The following is a 20,605-nucleotide window of genomic DNA, read 5'->3' as shown; positions in this document are numbered from 1 at the left end:
AGTAAAACAGGTGGCAGATTATCGCCACGGTGTCCCTTTCATAGAGAGGTAATAAAGCAGGGCTGTAACTTATATGAATAGGAAAAATGGCAATGACATAATGGAATGGCGTCTTGCAGAAGAGTGGAGAAGAACACAACGGAAAAAGACTAAGTTATTGATTGAAAATCATTAACTGATGGGCGGCATCTGACAAAAAAAGACCGAATACGATTCCTATATTCGGTCCAGGGAAATGGCTCTCAAGGAGCCGTGCGCTAAAAGTTGGCATTTATGAAGGCGATGTCGCCTTGCCATTTAACATTAGAACAGCGCGGTGGAATTGCCAGCAAACGGGAGGCGCAGGACCATAAACCGGATCAGTTTGTGATCGCAACGGCAAAAAAGAGGGGTTGGGCGCAGCGCGATGCTGCACCCGACAGGTTTATTTACCGCACAGCGCCTGGGTGCGCTCAACAATCGGCTGCAGACTCATCATCTGGCCCGGATGCGCTTTATCTTCAACCTGAATCACGCTGATCGGCTGCGCTTTCACCTGTTTGTTTTTGAACAATGTGTCGGCGATATCGTTCAGGGGGTATGTCATCAGCGTGCTCGGATTGATGGCAAACATCGCACCATCTTTCTCACAGGTCAGCATCACCTCTTCACGGTTAAACGGCCACTTCTCTTTACCGATCTCAAAGCGGCTGACGGTAATGATTTGTGCCGCCAGCGCCTGGCCGCATACGGATAACAACAGGATTGCGGGGATCACTTTCTTCAGCAACATAACTACCCTTTTCTCTCTTAAACCACATTCAGGCTGGCGACAGCGTGGCAAATACGCTGACCAGCCCAACCACTCCGCACGCCAGCAGCAGTTCAAGCTGCGTCATGCGAATAAATTTTTGCTGCGTCCCGCTGCCCGCCAGGCGGAATCGCGGCACCAGCCAGTATCGGTTAATCAGCGCCACCAGCACCATCAGGGCAACCAGCAACACTTTACACAACAACAATACAATGTAGCGTGAATCGTGCCACGTCAGCGGCCAGCCCGCGATCATCACGCTGTTTATCAGGCCGCTCAGCAGCGTTAACGCCACCGCCAGATGACCATAGCGCGAAAAGCGCATCATGGTGCGGATAGCGTCGGTGCGGCGATCGATCTGGCGCGCCTCCCGCATCAACAGCAACAGAGGCAGTAATCCGCCCGTCCAGAACGCCGCGGCAATCAGATGCAGTGCATGATTGAGCTGCTGAAACAATCCCGGCCAGCTATCGCGCATCGCGGCATGACCAATCAGAGCCATGCAGGCCAGTTGCAGCACGCCCGCCAGCAGTAACACCTGCTGACGCAGCCGCCCGGTCAGTAGCAACCCGGCAACGGCCAGCAGGCTAAACAGGATTTCCCACAGCCACACGCCACCGAAGTGCGTGCCAATCACCGCCAGCCAGATATCGACATCGGCCAGATTGGCGCTGTCGCCGCTCATCAACACATTCTGGCAGGCCAGCATCGCCAGCGCACTCAGCAGCGCCAGCCAGGCGCTCCCTTTCACCAGCGGGTTTAATCGTCGCGCCAGCAGGGGTCGATAGCGTCCGGGTGCCAGCAGCGCACTGTAACAGGCGCTGCCGGTCAGCAGCATCACGGCGGCAAAATGCAGCGCGCGCAACAGGATCCAGAGGGTGGTCACCGGAGTTACTTCACGCTAAAGCGATAGCTTCCTGCGGTTTTATGTCCATCCACCGACAGCACATGCCAGTTAACCTGATAGCTGCCCGCTTGCAGCGGCTGAGACAGGCCCACAATCAACCGGTTTTTCTGGCCAGATTCAACGCGGGCTTTAGCAGTGGCGACAGGCTTCTGTTCACTATCCAGCAGCGTGACGCCGCTGAATGCCGCTTCAATATCTTCACTGAAGTTCAGCGTCAGCGCATCGGTGGATGTCGTTACCTGCGCTTTAGCCGCCGGGATAGAAGACTGGAGATGCGCATGCGCTGCCGCCAGCGAGCTGAATGTCATCAGTCCGGCTGTCGCCAGCGCAATAACCATGCGGGAAATCAGTTTTTTATGCATAAGATCATCCTTTTAACCGCCGCCAGGGCGATAAACGTGGCAAAAGGATACGCTGCTGTATTTGCACTGTCGAGGCCAGCGATGCGATCCTTTATCCTTGATTCAGACCGCCGAAAACATTACTTTTGCCCGCTATCGTCAGGAGAATATTATGAGCCATAACCTTGCCCTGCTGTCCCAGGAAGAGAAAGACAAGATTAATGTCGATTTGGCGGCAGCGGGTGTGGCGTTTAAAGAGCGCTATAACATGCCGATCGTCGCCGAAATGGTGGCGCAGGAGCAGCCCGAAGCGCTGCGTGACTGGTTTCGTCAGCGTCTGATGCACTACCGCCAGGCGTCGCTCAGCCTGTCGCGCCTTCCTTATGAACCGAAGATGAAGCAATGATATTTCGCGTTATTGATACCGAAACCTGCGGTCTGCAGGGTGGCGTAGTCGAAGTGGCGTCCGTGGATGTGGTCAACGGTCAGATTGTGAATCCGATGAGCGATCTCACCCTGCCCGATCGCCCTATCAGCCGTCAGGCGATGGCCGTGCATCGCATCACCGAAGCGATGGTCGCCGGTAAGCCAACCATTGAAGAGGCGATCCCACGCTATCACGGCAGTGCTTTTTACGTGGCGCACAACGCCAGTTTTGATCGCCGGATGCTGCCGGAGATGTACGGAGAGTGGATCTGCACCATGCAGCTGGCGCGTCAGCTCTGGCCGGGCATTAAATATGGCAACCAGGCACTGCGTCATTCGCTGAAGCTGGATGTCACGCCGCCCGCCGACCTGCATGCTCACCGCGCGCTCTATGATTGCTATGTTACGGCAGCACTGCTGATTCGTATTATGGAGACCTCCGGCTGGAGTGCCTCCGAGATGATTGTGCGGTCACAACCTGCGGCCCAGCGCGACGACGTTCTGCCCTTTGGCAAATACCGCGGCCAGGCGATCGCGGTCGTTGCGCGCAAGGATCCGGGCTATCTGAAGTGGATGCTGGATAACGTCAGCGATCTGCGCCCGCCATTGCGGCAGGCGCTGCGTAAGTACCTGACCGAATCTCAGTAATCCTGGGCTGGCGGTAAGGTGCCCTGCGCCAGTCCCAGCAGGAAGGTGTATTCCATCGCGATCCCTTCATAGGCTTTGTAGCGCCCCGACTTGCCGCCGTGACCCGCATCCATGTCGGTGCAGAGCAGCAGCAGGTTATTGTCGGTTTTCATCGATCTCAGCTTCGCCACCCACTTGGCTGGTTCCCAGTATTGCACCTGCGAATCATGCAGGCCGGTGGTGACCAGTAGATGAGGATAGGCTTTCGCCTCGATGTTGTCATAAGGGCTGTACTGGCGGATATAACGGTAGTATTCAGGATCATTAGGGTTGCCCCACTCGTCATACTCGCCAGTGGTCAGCGGAATCGACTCATCCAGCATCGTGGTCACCACATCCACAAACGGCACCTGGGCAACCACGCCGTGGAACCGCTGCGGTGCCAGGTTAATTACTCCGCCCATGAGCAAGCCACCCGCGCTACCGCCCATGGCATAGAGTCGTTCCGGGTGTCCGATGCCACGCGCCACCAGCGCGTTAGTGACATCGATAAAATCGGTGAAGCTGTTCATTTTGTTCAGCAGGCGACCGCCGTCATACCATTGCTGCCCCAGCTCACCGCCGCCGCGCACCTGTATCAGCGCATAGACAAAGCCGCGATCCAGCAGGCTCAGGCGGCTGACGCTGAAATCGGCATCCATACTGCTGCCGTAGGCACCGTAGCCATACACCAGCATCGGATTCTGCCCGGGCTGATAGTGTTTGCGGTGATAGACCAGCGATACCGGCACTTCGGTGCCATCGCTGACTTTGATCCAGTGGTGTTCGCTTTTGTAATCTTCCGCGTTAAAGCCTTTCACCGCGCTCTGCTTGAGGATGCGGCGTTCGCCGGTATCCATATCCAGTTCAAACAGCGTGGTCGGCGTGGTCATCGATGAATAGCCGTAGCGCAGTTTGCTGGTGCGCGGCGTCGGATTGTAGGCCAGCCAGGTCACATAGGTCGGGTCGTCAAAGGCGATGCCGCTGGTTTCACCGCTGGCCCAGTTGATCTGCCGCAGGCTGGTCAAGCCGCGCTGGCGCTCCTCGACCACCAGCCAGTCCCGAAACAGCTGAAAATCTTCCATCACCACCTGTTCCCGTGCCGGGATCAGGGTTTCCCAGCGTGATTCGTCCAGATAGCGGCTGCGGTACAGCCCGAAGTTCTCGCCTTCCCGGTTGGATCGAATGAAGAACTGATGATCGTAGTGGTCGATGCTGTACTCATGATCGCGGCGGCGTGGCAAAAACACATGGGGCTGCGCGTCGGGGAAGTTCGCATCAATCAGCTGAATTTCGCTGGTGTTGGTGCTGTAGAGGGCAATCATGATGAACTGCTTGGAGGTGGTCTTATGTACGCTGAGATGATAAGTGTCATCCTGCTCTTCATAGACCAGCTGGTCGTCGAACTGCGGCGTACCCAGTTCGTGTCGCCACACCTGATAAGAAAGCAGCGTCTGCGGGTGTTTTCGCACATAGTAGAGGGTGCGCGAGTCATTACCCCACGCGAAGCTGGAAGAGGCGTTGCTCAGCACTTCAGGATACCAGCTGCCACTCTCCAGGTTACGAAAGCGGATGCCATATTGCCGGCGAGACAGGAAATCTTCAGCCAGCGCCATGACCCGGTTATCCGGACTGATATGCAGTGCGCCCATGGTATAGAAATCACTGTGCGAGGCGCGCTGGTTGGCATCCAGCAGCAGGCTCCACTCGCCAGACTCATCGCTCGCGGCGGGCTGGCGGTAATAGGCCGGGTATTCGTTACCGCTCTGGTAGCGGCTCTGATAACGGTAGCCATTTTTCACATAGGGCACTGAGTGATCTTCAGGCGGCAGCCGATCGATAATCTCTTTTAATACCCGGTCCTGCAGTGGCTGCTGTGACGACATGATTTTTTTGCCGTAGTTGTTTTCGGCACGCAGGTAATCAAGGACCTCGCTGTTTTCGCGCTTGTCGTCGCGCAGCCAGTAGTAGTCGTCAACGCGCGTCTCGCCGTGCAGCGTCATCTCATGGGGTATTTTTTTTGCGATGGGTGCTTTCATCCATCCGTCTCCGTGAACGTAATGATCTGTAAGCGTAACACTTCAGCAGCGGGAAGCCAGGTATAGGTTGAGAAGCAGCCGCTGGCAGATCACATCCTGTGACCCGCCAGCGGAATATCAGAGGGATTAACTGGCGGGTAAACGGGCTTTCTCAGCCTCAAGATCCTGCTGGATGCCGTCGCGAACATCCTGGGGGATTTTCAGCGCGTCGCCCAGCGCGGAGAGATAGCTGCGCTCCATGAAGTGATCAACGTCGATAGCGGCACAGCTCAGGAAGTAGAGCTCCAGCGCCTCTTCCTCGTTTTTCACATCGGCGGCCAGCCACTGCGGATCCAGCGGGCGGTTCATCGCTTTCTGGATCAACTGTTCCGCTTCCTGACCGTAGCCGGACTGATGAATATTCTGCTCAATCGCTGCACGTTCCTGATCGTCAATGTGCCCGTCGCTTTTGGCGGCAAACACCAGCGCCGTCACCAGACGTTCGGCCCGCAGGTTAACCGGCGTTTGCGCCACGCCAAAGTCAGGTTCATTCTGGTGTGCTTCGCTGACCCGCTGCTTGTATTTGTTCCATAGCACCGCGCCCGCAGCCGCACCGCCACCGATAATCAGCGCCTTGCCGCCATATTTAGTCAGCAGTTTGCGCGACGATTTACTGGCAATCAGCATACCCGCCAGGCCGCCCAGCGCACCCGGCGCCAGCATGTCGCTTAAGCCGCCACCCGATTTGCCCTCACCGCCCTTCTTCGTCAGTACCGACTGAATTTGTTGCAACCAGTTATTCATCATCCACTCCTTTTAAGATGTCAGTTCGCTATCCTGACGAAAAGGATGTCAGGAAACGTCAGAGCGGGAAAAGTAAGGCAAAAGGTCGTGCCAGATGGACGAAAGATGAGAACGCAAACGTTTTCGTTTATACTTGCGCGCGAATTTTGACTGCTTAGGTGAATGTATGACGACTCTCGGAACAGCGCTGCGTCCGGCAGCAACGCGTGTGATGCTATTGGGTTCAGGTGAACTGGGTAAAGAGGTGGCGCTGGAGTGTCAGCGTCTGGGTGTGGAAGTGATCGCGGTTGATCGTTACGCCGATGCCCCGGCGATGCACGTCGCCCATCGCAGCCATGTGATTAACATGCTGGATGGCGCGGCACTGGCAGCGTTAATCGCTGAAGAGAAGCCTGATTTTGTCGTACCGGAAATCGAAGCCATCGCCACGGAGACCCTGGTTGAGCTGGAGCAGCAAGGCCAGCGCGTGGTGCCGACTGCCCGTGCCGCGTGGCTGACCATGAACCGCGAAGGGATTCGTCGACTGGCGGCTGAAGAGCTCTCTCTGCCGACCTCCCGCTATCGCTTTGCCGATAGCAAGGCACGCTTTGATGAAGCGGCTACCGAAATCGGCTTTCCCTGCATTGTGAAGCCGGTGATGAGTTCATCCGGCAAAGGTCAGAGCTTTATCCGCAACGCCAGCCAGCTCGATAACGCCTGGGACTATGCGCAACAGGGTGGCCGCGCGGGTGCCGGACGCGTCATTGTCGAAGGCGTTGTCGACTTCGATTTCGAGATCACCCTGCTCACCATCAGCGCAGTCGATGGCATTCATTTCTGTGCGCCGATTGGTCACCGTCAGGAGGATGGCGATTATCGTGAATCCTGGCAGCCGCAGCAGATGAGTGATGTGGCGCTGCAACGGGCGCAGGATGTTGCCGCGCAGGTGGTTCAGGCGCTGGGTGGCTATGGTTTGTTTGGCGTTGAGCTGTTTGTCTGCGGTGATGAGGTGATATTCAGCGAAGTTTCGCCGCGTCCACACGACACCGGCATGGTGACGCTGATTTCGCAGGATCTGTCAGAGTTTGCGCTGCACGTGCGGGCGTTTCTCGGTCTGCCGATTGGCGCGATTCGCCAGTATGGTCCGTCAGCGTCCGCCGTTATTCTGCCGCAACTGACCAGCCAGAATGTGCAGTTTGTGAATGTCGAAGCGGCGCTGGGTGCCGGTCTGCAACTGCGTCTGTTCGGCAAGCCGGAAATCAGCGGTCAGCGTCGTCTGGGCGTGGCGCTCGCCAGCGGTGACAGCACCGATCAGGCGATTGCGCGTGCCGTTGCCAGCGCAGCAGCGGTCACGGTTCAGGGGTAAACGTGTGCGGTGAGCAGACGCTCACCGCCATAACTTACTTCGCGCCTTCAACAGCTTCGCGTGCCAGGCGGGTGATGCGATCCCAGTCGCCCGCTTCCAGCGCGTCGTTGGGCACCAGCCAGGAACCGCCGATGCACAGCACGCTTTTCAGCGCCAGATAGTCACGGTAGTTCGCCGGAGAGATGCCGCCGGTCGGGCAGAATCGCACCTGCGGGAAGGGTCCGCCAATCGCCTGCAGCGCTTTAACGCCGCCGTTTGCTTCTGCCGGGAAAAACTTGAACTCGCGCAGACCGTAGTCCATACCGGTCATTAACTCAGAAACGGTGCTGATGCCGGGAATCAATGGCACCGGCCCTTCAACGGCCGCTTTCAGCAGCGACTCGGTGACGCCAGGGCTGATCACAAACTGCGCACCTGCATCGGTCACTTCCTGTAACTGCTGCGGATTAATCACCGTTCCCGCACCGACGATCGCATCCGGCACTTCTTTAATCATCGCACGTAAGGCATCCATCGCCACTGGCGTGCGCAGCGTCACTTCCAGCACTCTGACACCGCCTGCCACCAGCGCTTTTGCCATCGGCACGGCGTGTTCCAGTTTGTTCACAACGATGACCGGCACCACAGGTCCGGTGGTCAGAATCTGTTCTGCACTCGTTTTCCAGTTTTTCATCAGTTCCCCTTGCTTGATAACACCGGGATTGCGACCCGGTCATGGAGCATCGGCTCCTGCCCTGTAAATTGCGTCACTACCATACATGATCAACTTCCTGAGCGTCTATCATCCTGCGACCAATTTGAAACGGCAGTTCAATTTTATTCGTGTTGACTGGCCCGGTTTAAGGGCGAAAAAAAAGCCCGCGTTGCGGGCTTCATCATCACTTCCGTTATTCGAACTCGTTCCACGAACGGCCATCGCGGGTAATCATCGCCACTGAGGCCACCGGGCCCCAGGTGCCCGCCTGATACGGCTTGGAAGAGTCACCATCCGCAGCCCAGGCGTCGATAATGGAATCGACATAGGTCCATGCGGCTTCCACTTCATCGCGACGCACAAACAGCGCCTGGATACCGCGCATGCTCTCCAGCAGCAGACGCTCGTAAGCATCGGCAAGGTGCGACTGGTTAAAGGTCTCGGAGTAGCTCAGATCCAGCTTGGTGGTCTGCAGTTTGTGCTTGTGATCGAGGCCCGGCACTTTGTTCAGGATCTCGATATCCACCCCTTCGTCCGGCTGCAGACGAATCGTCAGCTTGTTCTGAGGCAGCTCGGAGTAGGAGTCTTTAAACAGGTTCATTTCCGGGTTTTTGAAGTAGACCACGACTTCTGAACACTTGGTCGGCAAACGCTTACCGGTGCGCAGGTAGAACGGCACGCCCGCCCAGCGCCAGTTGTCGATATCGACACGTATTGCCACGAAGGTCTCTGTGGCGCTCGACTTATTGGCACCCTCTTCTTCCAGGTAGCCAGGCACTTTTTTGCCCTGCACAAAGCCGGCGGTGTACTGGCCGCGAACGGTTTTCTCACGCACGTTGGTCTGATCGATGCGGCGCAGCGAGCGCAGCACTTTAACTTTTTCGTCACGGATGCTGTCGGCGCTGAGATCGGACGGCGGCGACATGGCGATCATGGTCAGAATCTGCAGCAGGTGGTTCTGGATCATGTCGCGCATCTGGCCCGCTTTATCGAAGTAACCCCAGCGGCCTTCGATACCCACTTCTTCGGCCACGGTAATCTGGACGTGGTCAATGGTGCGGTTATCCCAGTTATTCACGAAGATAGAGTTAGCAAAGCGCAGCGCCAGCAGGTTAAGCACGGTCTCTTTGCCAAGATAGTGGTCAATACGGAACACCTGGCTCTCATCAAAGTACTCACCAACGCTGTCGTTGATCTCCTGCGAGGTTTCCAGTGAGGTGCCCAGCGGCTTCTCCATCACTACGCGCGCCGGTTTAGCATTCAGCTTCGCGGTGCCGAGCCCCTGGCAGATGGCGCCAAAGGTGCTGGGTGGCATGGCGAAGTAGTTGATGGTGGTGCGATTTTTCTGGTCCAGCATCTTGCCCAGTTTCGGGAAGTGCGTGGTGTCGTTGACATCGAGGTTGCAGAAGTCGAGACGATTGCTGAGTTTGTCCCACAGCGCTTCGTCAATCTTCTCCTTCATGAAGGTTTCCAGCGCTTCACGTACCACTTTGGTGTATTCCGCTTTATCCCACTCGGCACGGCCGACACCAATAATGCGGGTTTCCTCGTGGATCTGCCCCGCTTTCTCTAACTGGTACAGTGAAGGCAACAGTTTACGGCGTGCAAGATCGCCTTTGGCACCGAAAATCACCAGATCGCATGCCTGGGCTGTTTGTGTTACCGCCATTTTCCTCTCCTCGTTGCAGGATAGTCCGGTGGTGATGCATCCTCTGCCACCGGGTCCAGGTTATTATTTTCTTTGAGCACAATGTACTTTTTTCCCCGCGCCAGGTAAACCGACTCGCCGGGTCAACCGCATTAACTCTGTACCGGATGTGCTAAGCGCGTGTGATGACACGTGCGTATTGCCGGTTTTTTCTGTGTCTGTTGGTGTCAGGAAAATCAGGCACCGGTCAAAGTATCCCAAAAAAAAGGGCAATCGACTTGTCCGCCGTTGCGCCTGGCAGGTGCTGACACGATATAGTCTCTGTAAATTGACTCTGACGACAGGGATAATTGAAATTGGTAAAAGTGATTATGGTCATCGGCTTATGAATATGCTGGAAAAAATTGAGGCGCAGTTCGCCGCGCTCAGCAATGCGGAACAGAAAGTCGCCCGGCAGATTCTGGCTGCGCCTCAGGCGGCGATGCACTCCAGCATTGCGACCCTGGCGCGCGAAGCGTGCGTCAGCGAACCCACGGTGAATCGCTTCTGTCATCGACTGGGCGCGCGCGGCTTTCCCGACTTTAAGCTGCAACTGGCGCAGAGCCTGGTGAAAAGCAGCAACTGGGTCAGCCGGGGCGTGGAGGACGATGACAGTGTGGAGAACTACAGCCACAAAATCTTTGACTCGGCGCTGGCAGGGCTGCAGCGGGTGCGGGATCAACTGGATAGCGCCCAACTGCAGCAGGCCGTCACCCTGATTACTCAGGCTGACAAACTTGCCTTTTTCGGGCTGGGGGCTTCCGCTGTGGTGGCGCATGACGCCTTTACCAAATTTCTGCGCTTTAATCTGCCGGTCATCTGGTCAGACGATATTGTGATCCAGCGCATGAGTTGCATAAATAGTCGAGCCGGTGACGTTTTTGTTCTCATTTCGCATACTGGACGCACAAAAAATATGGTAGAACTGGCTCGCCTGGCCCGTGTAAACGGTTCCACCGTTATAGCCATCACCTCTGCCGATTCTCCCCTTGCCCATGAAGCAGCGATAGCTTTAGTGCTTGATGTACCGGAAGATACGGATATCTATTTGCCGATGGTATCGCGCCTGGCGCAGTTGACCGTGATCGATGTGTTGGCGACCGGTTTCACTCTGGAACGGGGTGCGCCCTTCCGGGAAAACCTGAAACGCGTGAAAGAGGCGTTGAAAGCGTCGCGTTACGAAAAGCACACCATTCGGGAAAAGGATGATCAGTAAAAAAAATTAACATCACATTTACAATGTGAGTCGTATCACAACCCGTCGATCATATAGAATAGATAACCATGCTGTGTCCACAGACCAGGGCACGCTTAAATGTTTACGGAGTCCTCGATGTCAAGACGTCTCAGAAGAACCAAAATCGTTACAACCCTCGGCCCGGCCACCGATCGTGATAATAATTTAGAAAAAATCATCGCTGCCGGCGCGAACGTTGTACGACTCAACTTCTCTCACGGCACGCCAGAAGATCACCAGATCCGCGCCGATAAAGTGCGTGAGATTGCCGCAAAACTGGGTCGCCACGTGGCCATCCTCGGTGACCTCCAGGGTCCAAAAATTCGTGTTTCAACCTTCAAAGAAGGCAAAGTTTTCCTGAATATCGGCGACCGCTTCCTGCTGGATGCCAATCTGGGTAAAGGCGAAGGGGATAAAGAGCGCGTCGGTATCGACTACAAAGGCCTGCCTGCAGATGTAGTGCCGGGCGATATCCTGCTGCTGGATGATGGCCGCGTGCAGCTGAAAGTGCTGGAAGTTCAGGACATGAAAGTGTTTACCGAAGTCACCGTGGGTGGCCCGCTGTCGAACAACAAAGGCATTAACAAACTGGGCGGCGGACTCTCAGCTGAAGCGCTGACCGAAAAAGATAAAGCGGATATCATCACTGCCGCCAAAATCCGCGTCGACTATCTAGCCGTCTCTTTCCCACGCTGTGGTGAAGATATGAATCTGGCACGTCGTCTGGCGCGCGAAGCGGGTTGTGACGCCAAACTGGTCGCAAAAGTAGAACGTGCCGAAGCGGTCGCCAGCCAGGAAGCGATGGATGACATCATTCTGGCCTCTGATGTGGTGATGGTGGCGCGTGGCGATCTGGGCGTTGAGATTGGCGATCCGGAACTGGTCGGCATTCAGAAAGCATTGATTCGTCGTGCCCGCCAGCTTAACCGCACCATCATTACCGCGACCCAGATGATGGAGTCGATGATCACTAACCCGATGCCGACCCGCGCAGAAGTGATGGACGTGGCGAATGCCGTGCTGGATGGCACCGATGCCGTGATGCTCTCTGCGGAAACCGCAGCGGGCCAGTATCCGGCTGAAACTGTCTCAGCGATGGCGAAGGTCTGCCTGGGCGCGGAGAAGATCCCGAGCGTCAACGTCTCCAAGCATCGTCTGGACGTGCAGTTCGACAACGTTGAAGAAGCGATTGCTATGTCGTCCATGTACGCCGCGAACCACCTGCAGGGCGTCACCGCGATCATCACCATGACCGAGTCGGGCCGTACCCCGCTGATGACTTCACGCATTACCTCGGGCCTGCCGATTTTTGCCATGTCACGCCATGAACGCACGCTGAATCTCACCGCGCTCTATCGCGGCGTAACGCCGGTGTTCTTCGACAGCAATAACGACGGTGTGGCTGCCGCGCACGATGCGGTTAACCTGCTGCGCGACAAAGGCTTCCTGGTCTCTGGCGATCTGGTCATTGTGACGCAGGGCGATGTGATGGGCGCCACCGGCACCACCAATACCACACGTGTGCTGCGCGTGGATTAATTGAGCCCGGGTTTACATTGTCGGTGTAGAATAAACGACGCGACTGCCTGCCAGTCGCGTTTTCTTTTCTGACAAGGAGGCCAGATGGCCCGTTTCCACCCCATCAGCCAGCTTACCGGCCGAATTTTACTCTTTCCTCTGGCGTTAGTGCTGTTCGAGTTTGCCACCTATATTGCTCATGACATGATCCAGCCTGGCATGCTGATCGTCACCAGCGAATTTTCCGTCGGCCCTGAATGGGTCTCCACCTCCCTGACCGCCTACCTGATTGGCGGCGTGGTGCTGCAATGGCTGCTGGGTCCTCTCTCTGATAAGTTTGGCCGGCGACCGGTAATGCTCTTCGGCATCCTGTTTTTTGCCGTCGCCTGCATGCTGATGCACTGGGTCAGCTCGATTGAAGAATTTGTCAGCCTGCGCTTTATTCAGGGCATCAGCCTCTGCTTTATCGGCGCGGTCGGCTATGCCGCAATTCAGGAAGCTTTTGATGAGGCGCTGGCGGTGCGCATGATGGCGCTGATGGCCAACGTGGCGCTGCTGGCTCCGCTGGCGGGTCCGCTTGCCGGTGCAGCCTGGCTCACCATTGGCAGCTGGCGCAGCATGTTCTGGCTGTTTGCCGCCTGCAGCCTGGTCGCCTTTGTGGTGCTGTGGCGTGTGATGCCCGAAACCGCTGGTGACCGCAGTCACTCCATCGCCCTGCCCAATCTGGCGCGCAACTATGGCCGGCTGATGAAAGACCGGCTGGTGATGTTTGGTTCCTTCGCTATCGGGCTGGTGTTTATCCCGATCCTCACCTGGGTTGCCCTTTCGCCGGTGATCCTGATGCACGACGAAGGTCTGTCGCGTATGCAGTACGCCCTGCTGCAGCTGCCGGTGTTTCTGGCGATGATCGCCGGTAACCTGACGCTGAGTAAGCTGGCGGGACGCGTGCCGATTGAGCAGCCGGTGAAGTTCGCCGCCTGGCCGATTCTGATTGGTCTGAGCCTGGCGCTGGTGGCGAGCCAGATGAACAGCCACGGTTATCTGCTGATAACCGCTGGCCTGAGTCTCTACGCCTTTGGTGCTGGCATGGTCAATGCCGGACTGTATCGCCTGACGCTCTACGCCAGCAACGAAGGCAAAGGCAGCGTGGCAGCGATGCTGGGGATGATCAGTATTATGACGCTGGCGGTGGGAATTGAACTGGCGAAAAGCGGCTACTTCAGCGGCGGCACGCTGTGGTTCTGCCTGGTCAACTTTATCAGCGGCGTGCTCTGGTTTGGCCTGGTGATCCTGTTTATGCGCGAGCGCAAACGTCGCAGCAGGCTGGAAGCGTTATAAACAGGCTGCCCAGCCACAGGTTTGCCCTGAGCAGGCCGCTCAGAAGCTCAAAGCGACGGGAGCATACTCCTGTAGCCAGCGATTAAGTGATAAGAAAAGGCCGCTTTCGCGGCCTTTTTGCTATTTGCGCGGATAGAGATCTTTGCGCGAATAGGGCTCGATGTCACCCTCTTTACGGGTCTTCAGCAGCTTGAGGATCCAGGTGTACTGCTCGGGATGCGGGCGGACAAACACTTCCACTTCTGCATTCATCTGGCGAGCCAGCTGGTGATCGTCGGCTTCCAGCAGATCGTCCATCGGCGGACGCACATAAATCTCAAGCTTATGCGTTTTGCTGTTATAAACCGGGAACAGCGGCACCACACGCGCGCGGCAGACTTTCATCAGTCGCCCTACCGCAGGCAGCGTCGCTTTATAGGTAGCAAAGAAATCGACGAACTCACTCTGCTCCGGGCCATGATCCTGATCGGGCAGGTAGTAGCCCCAGTAGCCCTGGCGGATTGAACTGATAAAGGGTTTGATTCCGTCGTTGCGCGCATGCAGCCGTCCGCCATAACCGCGGCGTGCGGTGTTCCACGCATAGTCCATCAGCGGATCGCTCTGGTTATGGAACATCGCCGCCATCTTTTGACCTTCTGACGCCAGCAGCATGGCGGGGATATCCACCGCCCAGCCGTGCGGCACCAGGAAAATCACATTCTGCTGCTCCGCTTTCATCTGGTCGATAATTTCACGACCATGCCACTCTACACGTTCACGGATACGTGCCGGATCGCGCAGCACCAGCTCGGTCATCATTGCCATCGCCTGCGGTGCCGTCGCAAACATCTCATCGACCAGCGTCGCACGCTGCGCCTCGCTGAGTTCCGGCAGACAGTAATAGAGGTTAATCAGCGCACGGCGCCGTGCACCCTTTGCCAGCTTACCGGCGAATTTGCCTAACCGACCCAGCAGAGGATCGCGCACTTTCGGCGGTAGCATCGCCATCGCGGCCAGACCACCAATCGCCAGCCAGCTGCCCCAGTATTTAGGTTTGAGAAAAGAACGTTCAAAAACGGGAATAAATTCAGTGTTATTTTTTTTACGGGTTTCCATGCACTCGCCTCAAGCAATGACCGGCTAATGATAGTGACGACCTGAAAATTTGCAATCATCCTGCGCCATATAGCAAAAAACCGACGGGAAACCCGTCGGTTTTTGCGCGATTTGACGAAATTCGCTTACTTCAGACCCAGCTGAGGCAGCCAGGATTTAACCTGTGCCATGTAATCGCTGCGATCTTTACCGGTCAGGCCTTCCATGCGCGGTAGTTTCGCCGTTAATGGGTTGACCGCCTGATTATTGATCCAGATTTCGAAATGCAGATGCGGCCCGGTAGATCGTCCGGTGTTGCCTGACAGTCCAATACGGTCGCCACGCTTCACTTTCTGACCTGGCTTCACCAGCACTTTCTTCATGTGCATATAGCGCGTCATATACTGACGGCCATGACGAATGGCGACGTAGTTACCCGCGGCACCGCCGTTCTTCGCCACCACTATTTCACCATCACCCACTGCCAGCACCGGCGTACCGATCGGCAGCGCAAAGTCGACGCCTTTATGAGGCGCAATGCGGCCAGTAACCGGGTTAAGACGACGCGGATTAAAGTTAGAGGAGACACGATACTGCTTAACCGTCGGGAAGCGCATAAAGCCGCGCGCCAGACCGGAGCCGCTGCGATCGTAAAACTTGCCATCTTCGGCGCGGAAAGCGTAATAGTCTTTACCCCCGCTACGCAGGCGCACACCCAGCAACTGACTTTGCGCACTCTTGCCATCCAGCATTTCGCGTGACATCAGTACGCTGAACTGGTCACCCGCACGCAGCTTACGGAAGTCCATCTGCCACTGCAGCGCTTTGATCACGGCGCTGGCTTCGGCACTGCTCAGTCCGGCACGCTGGGCGCTGGCGGCAAAACTGCCGCGCACTTCGCCCTGCATCACGCTGTTGCGCCATTCACCCTTCTGCATCTCCGCATCCATCTTAAAGCCACCTTTAGGGGTGCGCTCATAGGTGCGGGTTTCACGGCGGGAAATTTCCCAGCTCAGGGTTTTCAGGCCGCCATCATCATCCAGCGTCCAGCTCAGCTGCTGACCAACCTGCAGATTACGCAGGTCGCGATCGCTCATCACCAGCGCATTAATGTCACTGATGTCGATGCCATACTGATTCAGGGCACTGCTCAGGGTATCGCCGGATGAAACGGTGTAGTCGTGAACACCGGCCGTTTCGGGCACGTCAGTGTCCACATCGTCCGCAGGCAATTCTTCTTCCGGTTCCGGTGTGCTCTGATCGATAGGCTCACTGGCTTCCGGCAACAGCGTGCGGAAGGTGTTCTTATCCAGTTCAATGTTTTTGACGATGGGCGTCACATCATCCGAAGGATGATAAACGTAAGGCCGCCAGACAGCGACGGCCAGAGTGACTACAGTTAAAGAACCCAGCATTACGCGGTGGGGGCGCGGCAAATTATTAAATGCGAGGGCGACAGAGCGGGCTATCTGCTGCACTTTTACCTATTCCTCATGCTCCATTCAGGCAGCTTTCATACTGGCTCGACAGTTGTGAGAGGAATTTCACATAGCTGTCTTTGGCTAAGCTGATGTCTGTTCCCAGGGGATCGAGCGTGCCTTTACGCACCTGCGTTCCGCGGGCGACAGCATCGATGACTGCTGGCCTGAATTGTGGCTCAGCAAAGACGCAGACCGCCTTTTGCTCAACCAACTGTGTTCGTATCTGATGTAAACGCTGAGCGCCCGGTTGAATTTCAGGATTGACGGTAAAGTGCCCGGTGGGCGAGAGACCGTATTGTTTTTCAAAGTACGTGTAAGCGTCGTGAAAAACGAAATATCCTTTATTTCTGACCGGAGCGAGTTGTGCGCTAACGCGTTTGTCCGTGTCCGCCAAAGCTACCTCAAACTGCTGGAGGTTGGCGTCAAGTTTGGCTTTATCTTGCGGCATAAGTTCCAATAATTTTCCATGGATTGCAACCGCGGTCTTGCGCGCAATCTCTGGCGACAACCACAGGTGCATATTAAACTCGCCGTGATGATGGTGATGGGCATCGGCCTCCTGTTCTTCGGATTTTTCCGCTGTGTGTTCATCTTCATCTTCACCACCGCTAATCAATAACGGTTTTACCCCGTCGATGTTCACCATCGCGAGGTTTTTTTGGGCCGGAAGTTCAGCCGCAGACTTCGCCATAAAGGCTTCCATTTCAGGCCCGACCCATACAACTAAGTCCGCGTTTTTTAAGCGTTTTGCATCTGAGGGCCGCAGGGAATAGTCGTGTTCAGAGGCACCGTCCGGTAGCAGAACATCAACCGGTGTGACACCATCGGCAATGGCCGCAGCGATAAACCCTACCGGTTTGAGTGAAGCCACGACATTCGCCTGAGCTGGAAGGGTTAACGAAGCTGTAACGGAGAAAGCAGTTAAGGCGAAAATTGCGCCCTTTTTATTATGTAACATATTGCGTCATTCCATCGTGACCATGAGGTGGAATGTGATATTATAACATTCGAAATTCTGTGCAACCTGTAAATACTATGACCTCACTTGTCACACTCGATAATGTTTCGATAAAGTTTAACCAGCGCAATGTGTTATCCGGTGTCAGCCTGGCACTGCAGCCTGGCCGCATCCTCACCCTGCTGGGTCCTAACGGTGCCGGAAAATCAACGCTGGTGCGTGTGGTGCTGGGACTGCTCGCTCCCACCACCGGTTCCGTTCAGCGTGATCCCGGTCTGCGAATTGGCTATGTGCCACAGAAGCTGCACATCGACCCGACCCTGCCGGTGACCGTTGAACGCTTTATGCGTCTGACCCGTGGCAGCAAAAACGCCGAGATCCTGCCGGCACTGAAACGCGTGCAGGCGGGTCACCTGCTCAACGCCCCGCTGCAAAAGCTTTCCGGTGGTGAAACCCAGCGTGTGCTGCTGGCGCGCGCCCTGCTGAATCAGCCTCAGTTGCTGGTACTCGATGAGCCTACCCAGGGTGTGGATGTGAATGGTCAGGTGTCACTCTATGACCTTATCAATCAGTTACGTGTTGAACTGAACTGCGGCGTACTCATGGTCTCCCACGATCTGCATCTGGTGATGGCCAAAACCGACGAAGTGCTGTGCCTTAACCATCACATCTGTTGTTCCGGCACCCCGGAAGCGGTATCGCAGCATCCGGAATTTATCGCCATGTTTGGTCCGCGCGGCGCGGAGGAGCTGGCGATTTATCGTCATCATCATAATCACCGTCACGACCTTCAGGGACGTATCGTTTTACGCAAAGGACAGGGTCCATCATGATTGAGTTGTTATTACCGGGCTGGATAGGCGGTGTGATGTTAGCGCTGGCTGCCGGTCCGCTGGGATCGTTTGTTGTCTGGCGCAAGATGTCCTATTTCGGCGATACTCTGGCACATGCCTCTCTGCTGGGCGTGGCATTTGGCCTGCTGTTTAACGTGAATCCTTACTACGCGGTGATTCTGGTTACGGTCTGCCTGGCGCTGGGACTGGTCTGGCTGGAGCGTCGTCCACATCTGGCTATCGATACCCTGCTGGGGATTATGGCGCACAGCGCGCTGTCGCTGGGCTTGGTGGTGGTCAGCCTGATGAAGAACGTTCGCGTCGATCTGATGGCTTATCTGTTTGGCGATCTGCTGGCGGTGACGCCAGACGACCTCTGGATGATGGGTGGCGGCGTGGTGATCGTGCTGCTGGTGATGGCGTGGCAGTGGCGGTCGCTGCTGTCGATGACCATCAGCCCGGAACTGGCACAGGTGGACGGCGTCAATATCCAGCGTACCCGTCTGATCCTGATGCTGGTCACGGCACTGACTATCGGAGTGGCAATGAAGTTCGTGGGTGCGCTGATTATCACCTCACTGCTGATTATCCCCGCTGCGACCGCTCGTCGCTTTGTGCGTTCACCGGAAGGCATGGCGGCCGTCGCCGTAGTCATCGGGGTGATTGCCGTCACCGGCGGCCTGACCTTCTCCGCCTTCTACGACACCCCTGCCGGGCCGTCAGTGGTGCTCTGCGCCGCCATCCTGTTTATTTTCAGTATGGTCCGGAAACCAGCAGTCTAATTACTCTTCGCGCGTAATGCCGAAGTGACGATAAGCGTGCTGCGTGGCCATCCGGCCACGCGGTGTGCGCTGAATGAAGCCCTGCTGAATCAGGAAGGGTTCAATCACATCTTCGATGGTTTCGCGCTCTTCACCAATGGCAGCAGCCAGGTTATCCAGCCCCACCGGCCCACCCATAAATTTGTCGATGATCGCCAGCAGCAGTTTACGGTCCATATAATCGAACCCTTCGCTGTCTACGTTAAGCATATCCAGCGCGCTGCAGGAGACTTCACCGCTCAGGTCACCATTTGCCCGCACTTCGGCGAAGTCACGAACGCGGCGCAGCAGGCGGTTGGCGATACGCGGTGTGCCGCGGGCGCGACGGGCGATCTCTAACGCCCCTTCGTCACTCAGCGCCAGACCCAGACAGGCGGCGCTGCGGCCCACGATGTGCTGCAAATCTTTAACCTGGTAGAACTCAAGCCGCTGCACAATGCCAAAACGATCGCGCAGCGGCGAGGTCAGCGAGCCAGCACGCGTAGTGGCGCCAATCAGGGTAAACGGCGGCAGATCGAGCTTGATTGAGCGCGCAGCCGGGCCTTCGCCGATCATGATATCCAGCTGATAATCTTCCATCGCCGGGTAGAGTATCTCTTCCACCACCGGTGAGAGGCGATGGATTTCATCGATAAACAGGACGTCATGCGGTTCAAGGTTGGTCAGCATCGCCGCCAGGTCGCCCGCCTTTTCCAGCACCGGACCTGAAGTAGTGCGAAGATTAACGCCCATCTCGTTGGCCACGATGTTCGCCAGGGTGGTTTTACCCAGTCCCGGCGGACCGAAGATCAGCAGATGATCGAGCGCATCGCCGCGCAGTTGCGCTGCCTTGATGAAAATCTCCATCTGCTCACGCACCTGCGGCTGACCGACATACTCGGTCAGCATCTTCGGGCGAATAGCGCGGTCAATAACCTCTTCTTCGCTGATACTGGCAGCGGAGATCAGGCGGTCGGCTTCTATCATGACTTACCTCAAATGGCGGCGCGTAGCGCTTCGCGGATCAGGGTTTCGCAATCCGCATCCGGTCGACCGACTTTACTGATCATACGGCTCGCTTCCTGCGGTTTATAACCCAGTGATACCAGCGCTGCAACCGCTTCGGATTCCGCATCATTGGTTTCCGGCTCGGCGCTCGGCGTGGTCAGCGTAAACGCAGAATCGCCGCCAAACAGGTCGCCGTGCATTCCTTTGAAGCGGTCCTTCATTTCGACCACCAGACGCTCAGCCGTCTTTTTGCCCACGCCTGGCAGTTTCACCAGTGACGCGATCTCCTCTTTCTCGACAGCGGTCACAAACTGCTGCGCCGACATGCCGGAGAGGATCGCCAGCGCCAGCTTAGGTCCGACGCCATTCACTTTAATCAGTTCGCGAAACAGCGCGCGCTCCTGCTTGCTGTTAAAACCAAACAGCAGCTGAGCATCTTCACGCACCACAAAGTGGGTAAAAATCACCGCTTCGTGCTGAAGTTCAGGCAACTCATAAAAACAGGTCATGGGCATATAAATTTCATAGCCGACGCCGTGTGCCTCAAGCAGCACCAGTGGCGGCTGCTTTTCCAGAATATTGCCCCGTAAACGACCTATCACCTGAACGCTTCCTTAACTAACGAATGTGGCGGATTTTATAACATAAAAAAGGCTGGATGAATATCCAGCCTGTGAGTG

The 20,605-nt window shown here is 56.3% G+C and carries 20 protein-coding genes; 8 read left to right on the top strand and 12 right to left on the bottom strand.

What is annotated here, in order from left to right; translation table 11 throughout:
* Positions 1 to 424: 424 nt before the first annotated feature.
* Genes OK412_RS03675 through copC form a run of 3 tightly spaced genes read right to left on the bottom strand, consistent with a single transcriptional unit; the run spans position 425 to position 2,059 of the window.
* Positions 425 to 772 (bottom strand): YebY family protein, encoded by a 348-nt coding sequence (locus tag OK412_RS03675; protein WP_010258700.1) that lies wholly within the window; start codon positions 770 to 772, stop codon positions 425 to 427.
* Between the two features lie 28 nt (positions 773 to 800).
* A complete protein-coding gene (gene copD / locus OK412_RS03670; protein WP_264352694.1) occupies positions 801 to 1,676 on the bottom strand; it encodes a copper homeostasis membrane protein CopD in 876 nt (291 codons plus the stop codon).
* A gap of 5 nt (positions 1,677 to 1,681) precedes the next feature.
* Positions 1,682 to 2,059, bottom strand: a complete 378-nt coding sequence (gene copC, locus OK412_RS03665; RefSeq protein WP_010258695.1) for a copper homeostasis periplasmic binding protein CopC — start codon at positions 2,057 to 2,059, stop codon at positions 1,682 to 1,684.
* 151 nt (positions 2,060 to 2,210) lie between these two features.
* Between copC and OK412_RS03660 the strand changes: the two genes are divergently transcribed.
* Both OK412_RS03660 and exoX read left to right on the top strand, forming a co-directional pair.
* A complete protein-coding gene (locus OK412_RS03660) occupies positions 2,211 to 2,444 on the top strand; it encodes a DNA polymerase III subunit theta (RefSeq protein ID WP_010258692.1) in 234 nt (77 codons plus the stop codon).
* Complete coding sequence (exoX, locus tag OK412_RS03655; protein WP_022625523.1) at positions 2,441 to 3,112, top strand: exodeoxyribonuclease X; 672 nt, start codon at positions 2,441 to 2,443, stop codon at positions 3,110 to 3,112. The genes OK412_RS03660 and exoX overlap by 4 nt, the downstream gene beginning before the upstream one ends.
* On the opposite strand, the gene OK412_RS03650 is transcribed toward exoX, so the two are convergent.
* Positions 3,106 to 5,169 (bottom strand): prolyl oligopeptidase family serine peptidase, encoded by a 2,064-nt coding sequence (locus OK412_RS03650; RefSeq protein WP_033769232.1) that lies wholly within the window; start codon positions 5,167 to 5,169, stop codon positions 3,106 to 3,108. The two genes, exoX and OK412_RS03650, sit on opposite strands and share 7 nt — an antisense overlap.
* Before the next feature lie 126 nt (positions 5,170 to 5,295).
* Positions 5,296 to 5,952, bottom strand: coding sequence for a tellurite resistance TerB family protein (locus tag OK412_RS03645; RefSeq protein ID WP_010258682.1), 657 nt, complete (start codon positions 5,950 to 5,952; stop codon positions 5,296 to 5,298).
* 166 nt (positions 5,953 to 6,118) lie between these two features.
* Between OK412_RS03645 and purT the strand changes: the two genes are divergently transcribed.
* Positions 6,119 to 7,297, top strand: a complete 1,179-nt coding sequence (purT, locus tag OK412_RS03640; RefSeq protein ID WP_264352693.1) for a formate-dependent phosphoribosylglycinamide formyltransferase — start codon at positions 6,119 to 6,121, stop codon at positions 7,295 to 7,297.
* A 34-nt stretch (positions 7,298 to 7,331) separates the two neighbouring features.
* Here purT and OK412_RS03635 read toward each other — a convergent pair whose 3' ends face one another.
* Both OK412_RS03635 and zwf read right to left on the bottom strand, forming a co-directional pair.
* Positions 7,332 to 7,970: a bifunctional 4-hydroxy-2-oxoglutarate aldolase/2-dehydro-3-deoxy-phosphogluconate aldolase gene (locus OK412_RS03635; RefSeq protein ID WP_010258674.1), complete on the bottom strand. Its 639-nt coding sequence runs from the start codon at positions 7,968 to 7,970 to the stop codon at positions 7,332 to 7,334.
* Between the two features lie 214 nt (positions 7,971 to 8,184).
* Positions 8,185 to 9,660, bottom strand: coding sequence for a glucose-6-phosphate dehydrogenase (gene zwf / locus OK412_RS03630; RefSeq protein ID WP_010258671.1), 1,476 nt, complete (start codon positions 9,658 to 9,660; stop codon positions 8,185 to 8,187).
* A gap of 364 nt (positions 9,661 to 10,024) precedes the next feature.
* On the opposite strand from zwf, the gene OK412_RS03625 reads away from it, so the two are divergent.
* The 3 genes from OK412_RS03625 to OK412_RS03615 all read left to right on the top strand — a co-directional run bounded on the left by OK412_RS03625 (position 10,025) and on the right by OK412_RS03615 (position 13,771).
* Entirely contained in the window at positions 10,025 to 10,894 is an 870-nt protein-coding gene (locus OK412_RS03625) for a MurR/RpiR family transcriptional regulator (RefSeq protein ID WP_187484296.1), read from the top strand.
* A 117-nt stretch (positions 10,895 to 11,011) separates the two neighbouring features.
* Complete coding sequence (pyk, locus tag OK412_RS03620) at positions 11,012 to 12,454, top strand: pyruvate kinase (protein WP_033757915.1); 1,443 nt, start codon at positions 11,012 to 11,014, stop codon at positions 12,452 to 12,454.
* A gap of 84 nt (positions 12,455 to 12,538) precedes the next feature.
* Positions 12,539 to 13,771, top strand: a complete 1,233-nt coding sequence (locus OK412_RS03615; protein ID WP_264352692.1) for an MFS transporter — start codon at positions 12,539 to 12,541, stop codon at positions 13,769 to 13,771.
* Positions 13,772 to 13,891: 120 nt separating this feature from the next.
* Here the strand turns inward: OK412_RS03615 and lpxM are convergent, their stop codons facing one another.
* The 3 genes from lpxM to znuA form a co-directional block, all read right to left on the bottom strand.
* Entirely contained in the window at positions 13,892 to 14,866 is a 975-nt protein-coding gene (gene lpxM, locus OK412_RS03610; RefSeq protein WP_022625518.1) for a lauroyl-Kdo(2)-lipid IV(A) myristoyltransferase, read from the bottom strand.
* A 125-nt stretch (positions 14,867 to 14,991) separates the two neighbouring features.
* Positions 14,992 to 16,323: a murein DD-endopeptidase MepM gene (mepM, locus tag OK412_RS03605; protein ID WP_010258653.1), complete on the bottom strand. Its 1,332-nt coding sequence runs from the start codon at positions 16,321 to 16,323 to the stop codon at positions 14,992 to 14,994.
* A gap of 13 nt (positions 16,324 to 16,336) precedes the next feature.
* Positions 16,337 to 17,284 carry a zinc ABC transporter substrate-binding protein ZnuA gene (gene znuA, locus OK412_RS03600; protein WP_033757918.1) on the bottom strand — a complete coding sequence of 316 codons (948 nt, stop codon included), beginning with the start codon at positions 17,282 to 17,284 and terminating at the stop codon, positions 16,337 to 16,339.
* A gap of 77 nt (positions 17,285 to 17,361) precedes the next feature.
* Between znuA and znuC the strand changes: the two genes are divergently transcribed.
* Together znuC and znuB are read left to right on the top strand one after the other, a co-directional pair.
* Positions 17,362 to 18,117 (top strand): zinc ABC transporter ATP-binding protein ZnuC, encoded by a 756-nt coding sequence (gene znuC / locus OK412_RS03595; protein WP_010258646.1) that lies wholly within the window; start codon positions 17,362 to 17,364, stop codon positions 18,115 to 18,117.
* Positions 18,114 to 18,899, top strand: a complete 786-nt coding sequence (gene znuB / locus OK412_RS03590; RefSeq protein WP_010258643.1) for a zinc ABC transporter permease subunit ZnuB — start codon at positions 18,114 to 18,116, stop codon at positions 18,897 to 18,899. Before znuC ends, znuB begins: the two co-directional genes overlap by 4 nt.
* Here the strand turns inward: znuB and ruvB are convergent, their stop codons facing one another.
* Together ruvB and ruvA are read right to left on the bottom strand one after the other, a co-directional pair.
* A complete protein-coding gene (gene ruvB, locus OK412_RS03585) occupies positions 18,900 to 19,904 on the bottom strand; it encodes a Holliday junction branch migration DNA helicase RuvB (RefSeq protein ID WP_010258640.1) in 1,005 nt (334 codons plus the stop codon).
* A gap of 8 nt (positions 19,905 to 19,912) precedes the next feature.
* A complete protein-coding gene (ruvA, locus tag OK412_RS03580) occupies positions 19,913 to 20,527 on the bottom strand; it encodes a Holliday junction branch migration protein RuvA (RefSeq protein WP_003849207.1) in 615 nt (204 codons plus the stop codon).
* Positions 20,528 to 20,605: the final 78 nt, after the last annotated feature.

Origin of the sequence: Pantoea sp. JV6, from assembly GCF_025910055.1 — a bacterium.
Taxonomy (GTDB): domain Bacteria; phylum Pseudomonadota; class Gammaproteobacteria; order Enterobacterales; family Enterobacteriaceae; genus Pantoea; species Pantoea agglomerans.
Note: the sequence above shows the minus strand (reverse complement) of the source record. Positions and strands in the feature narration are given on the sequence as shown.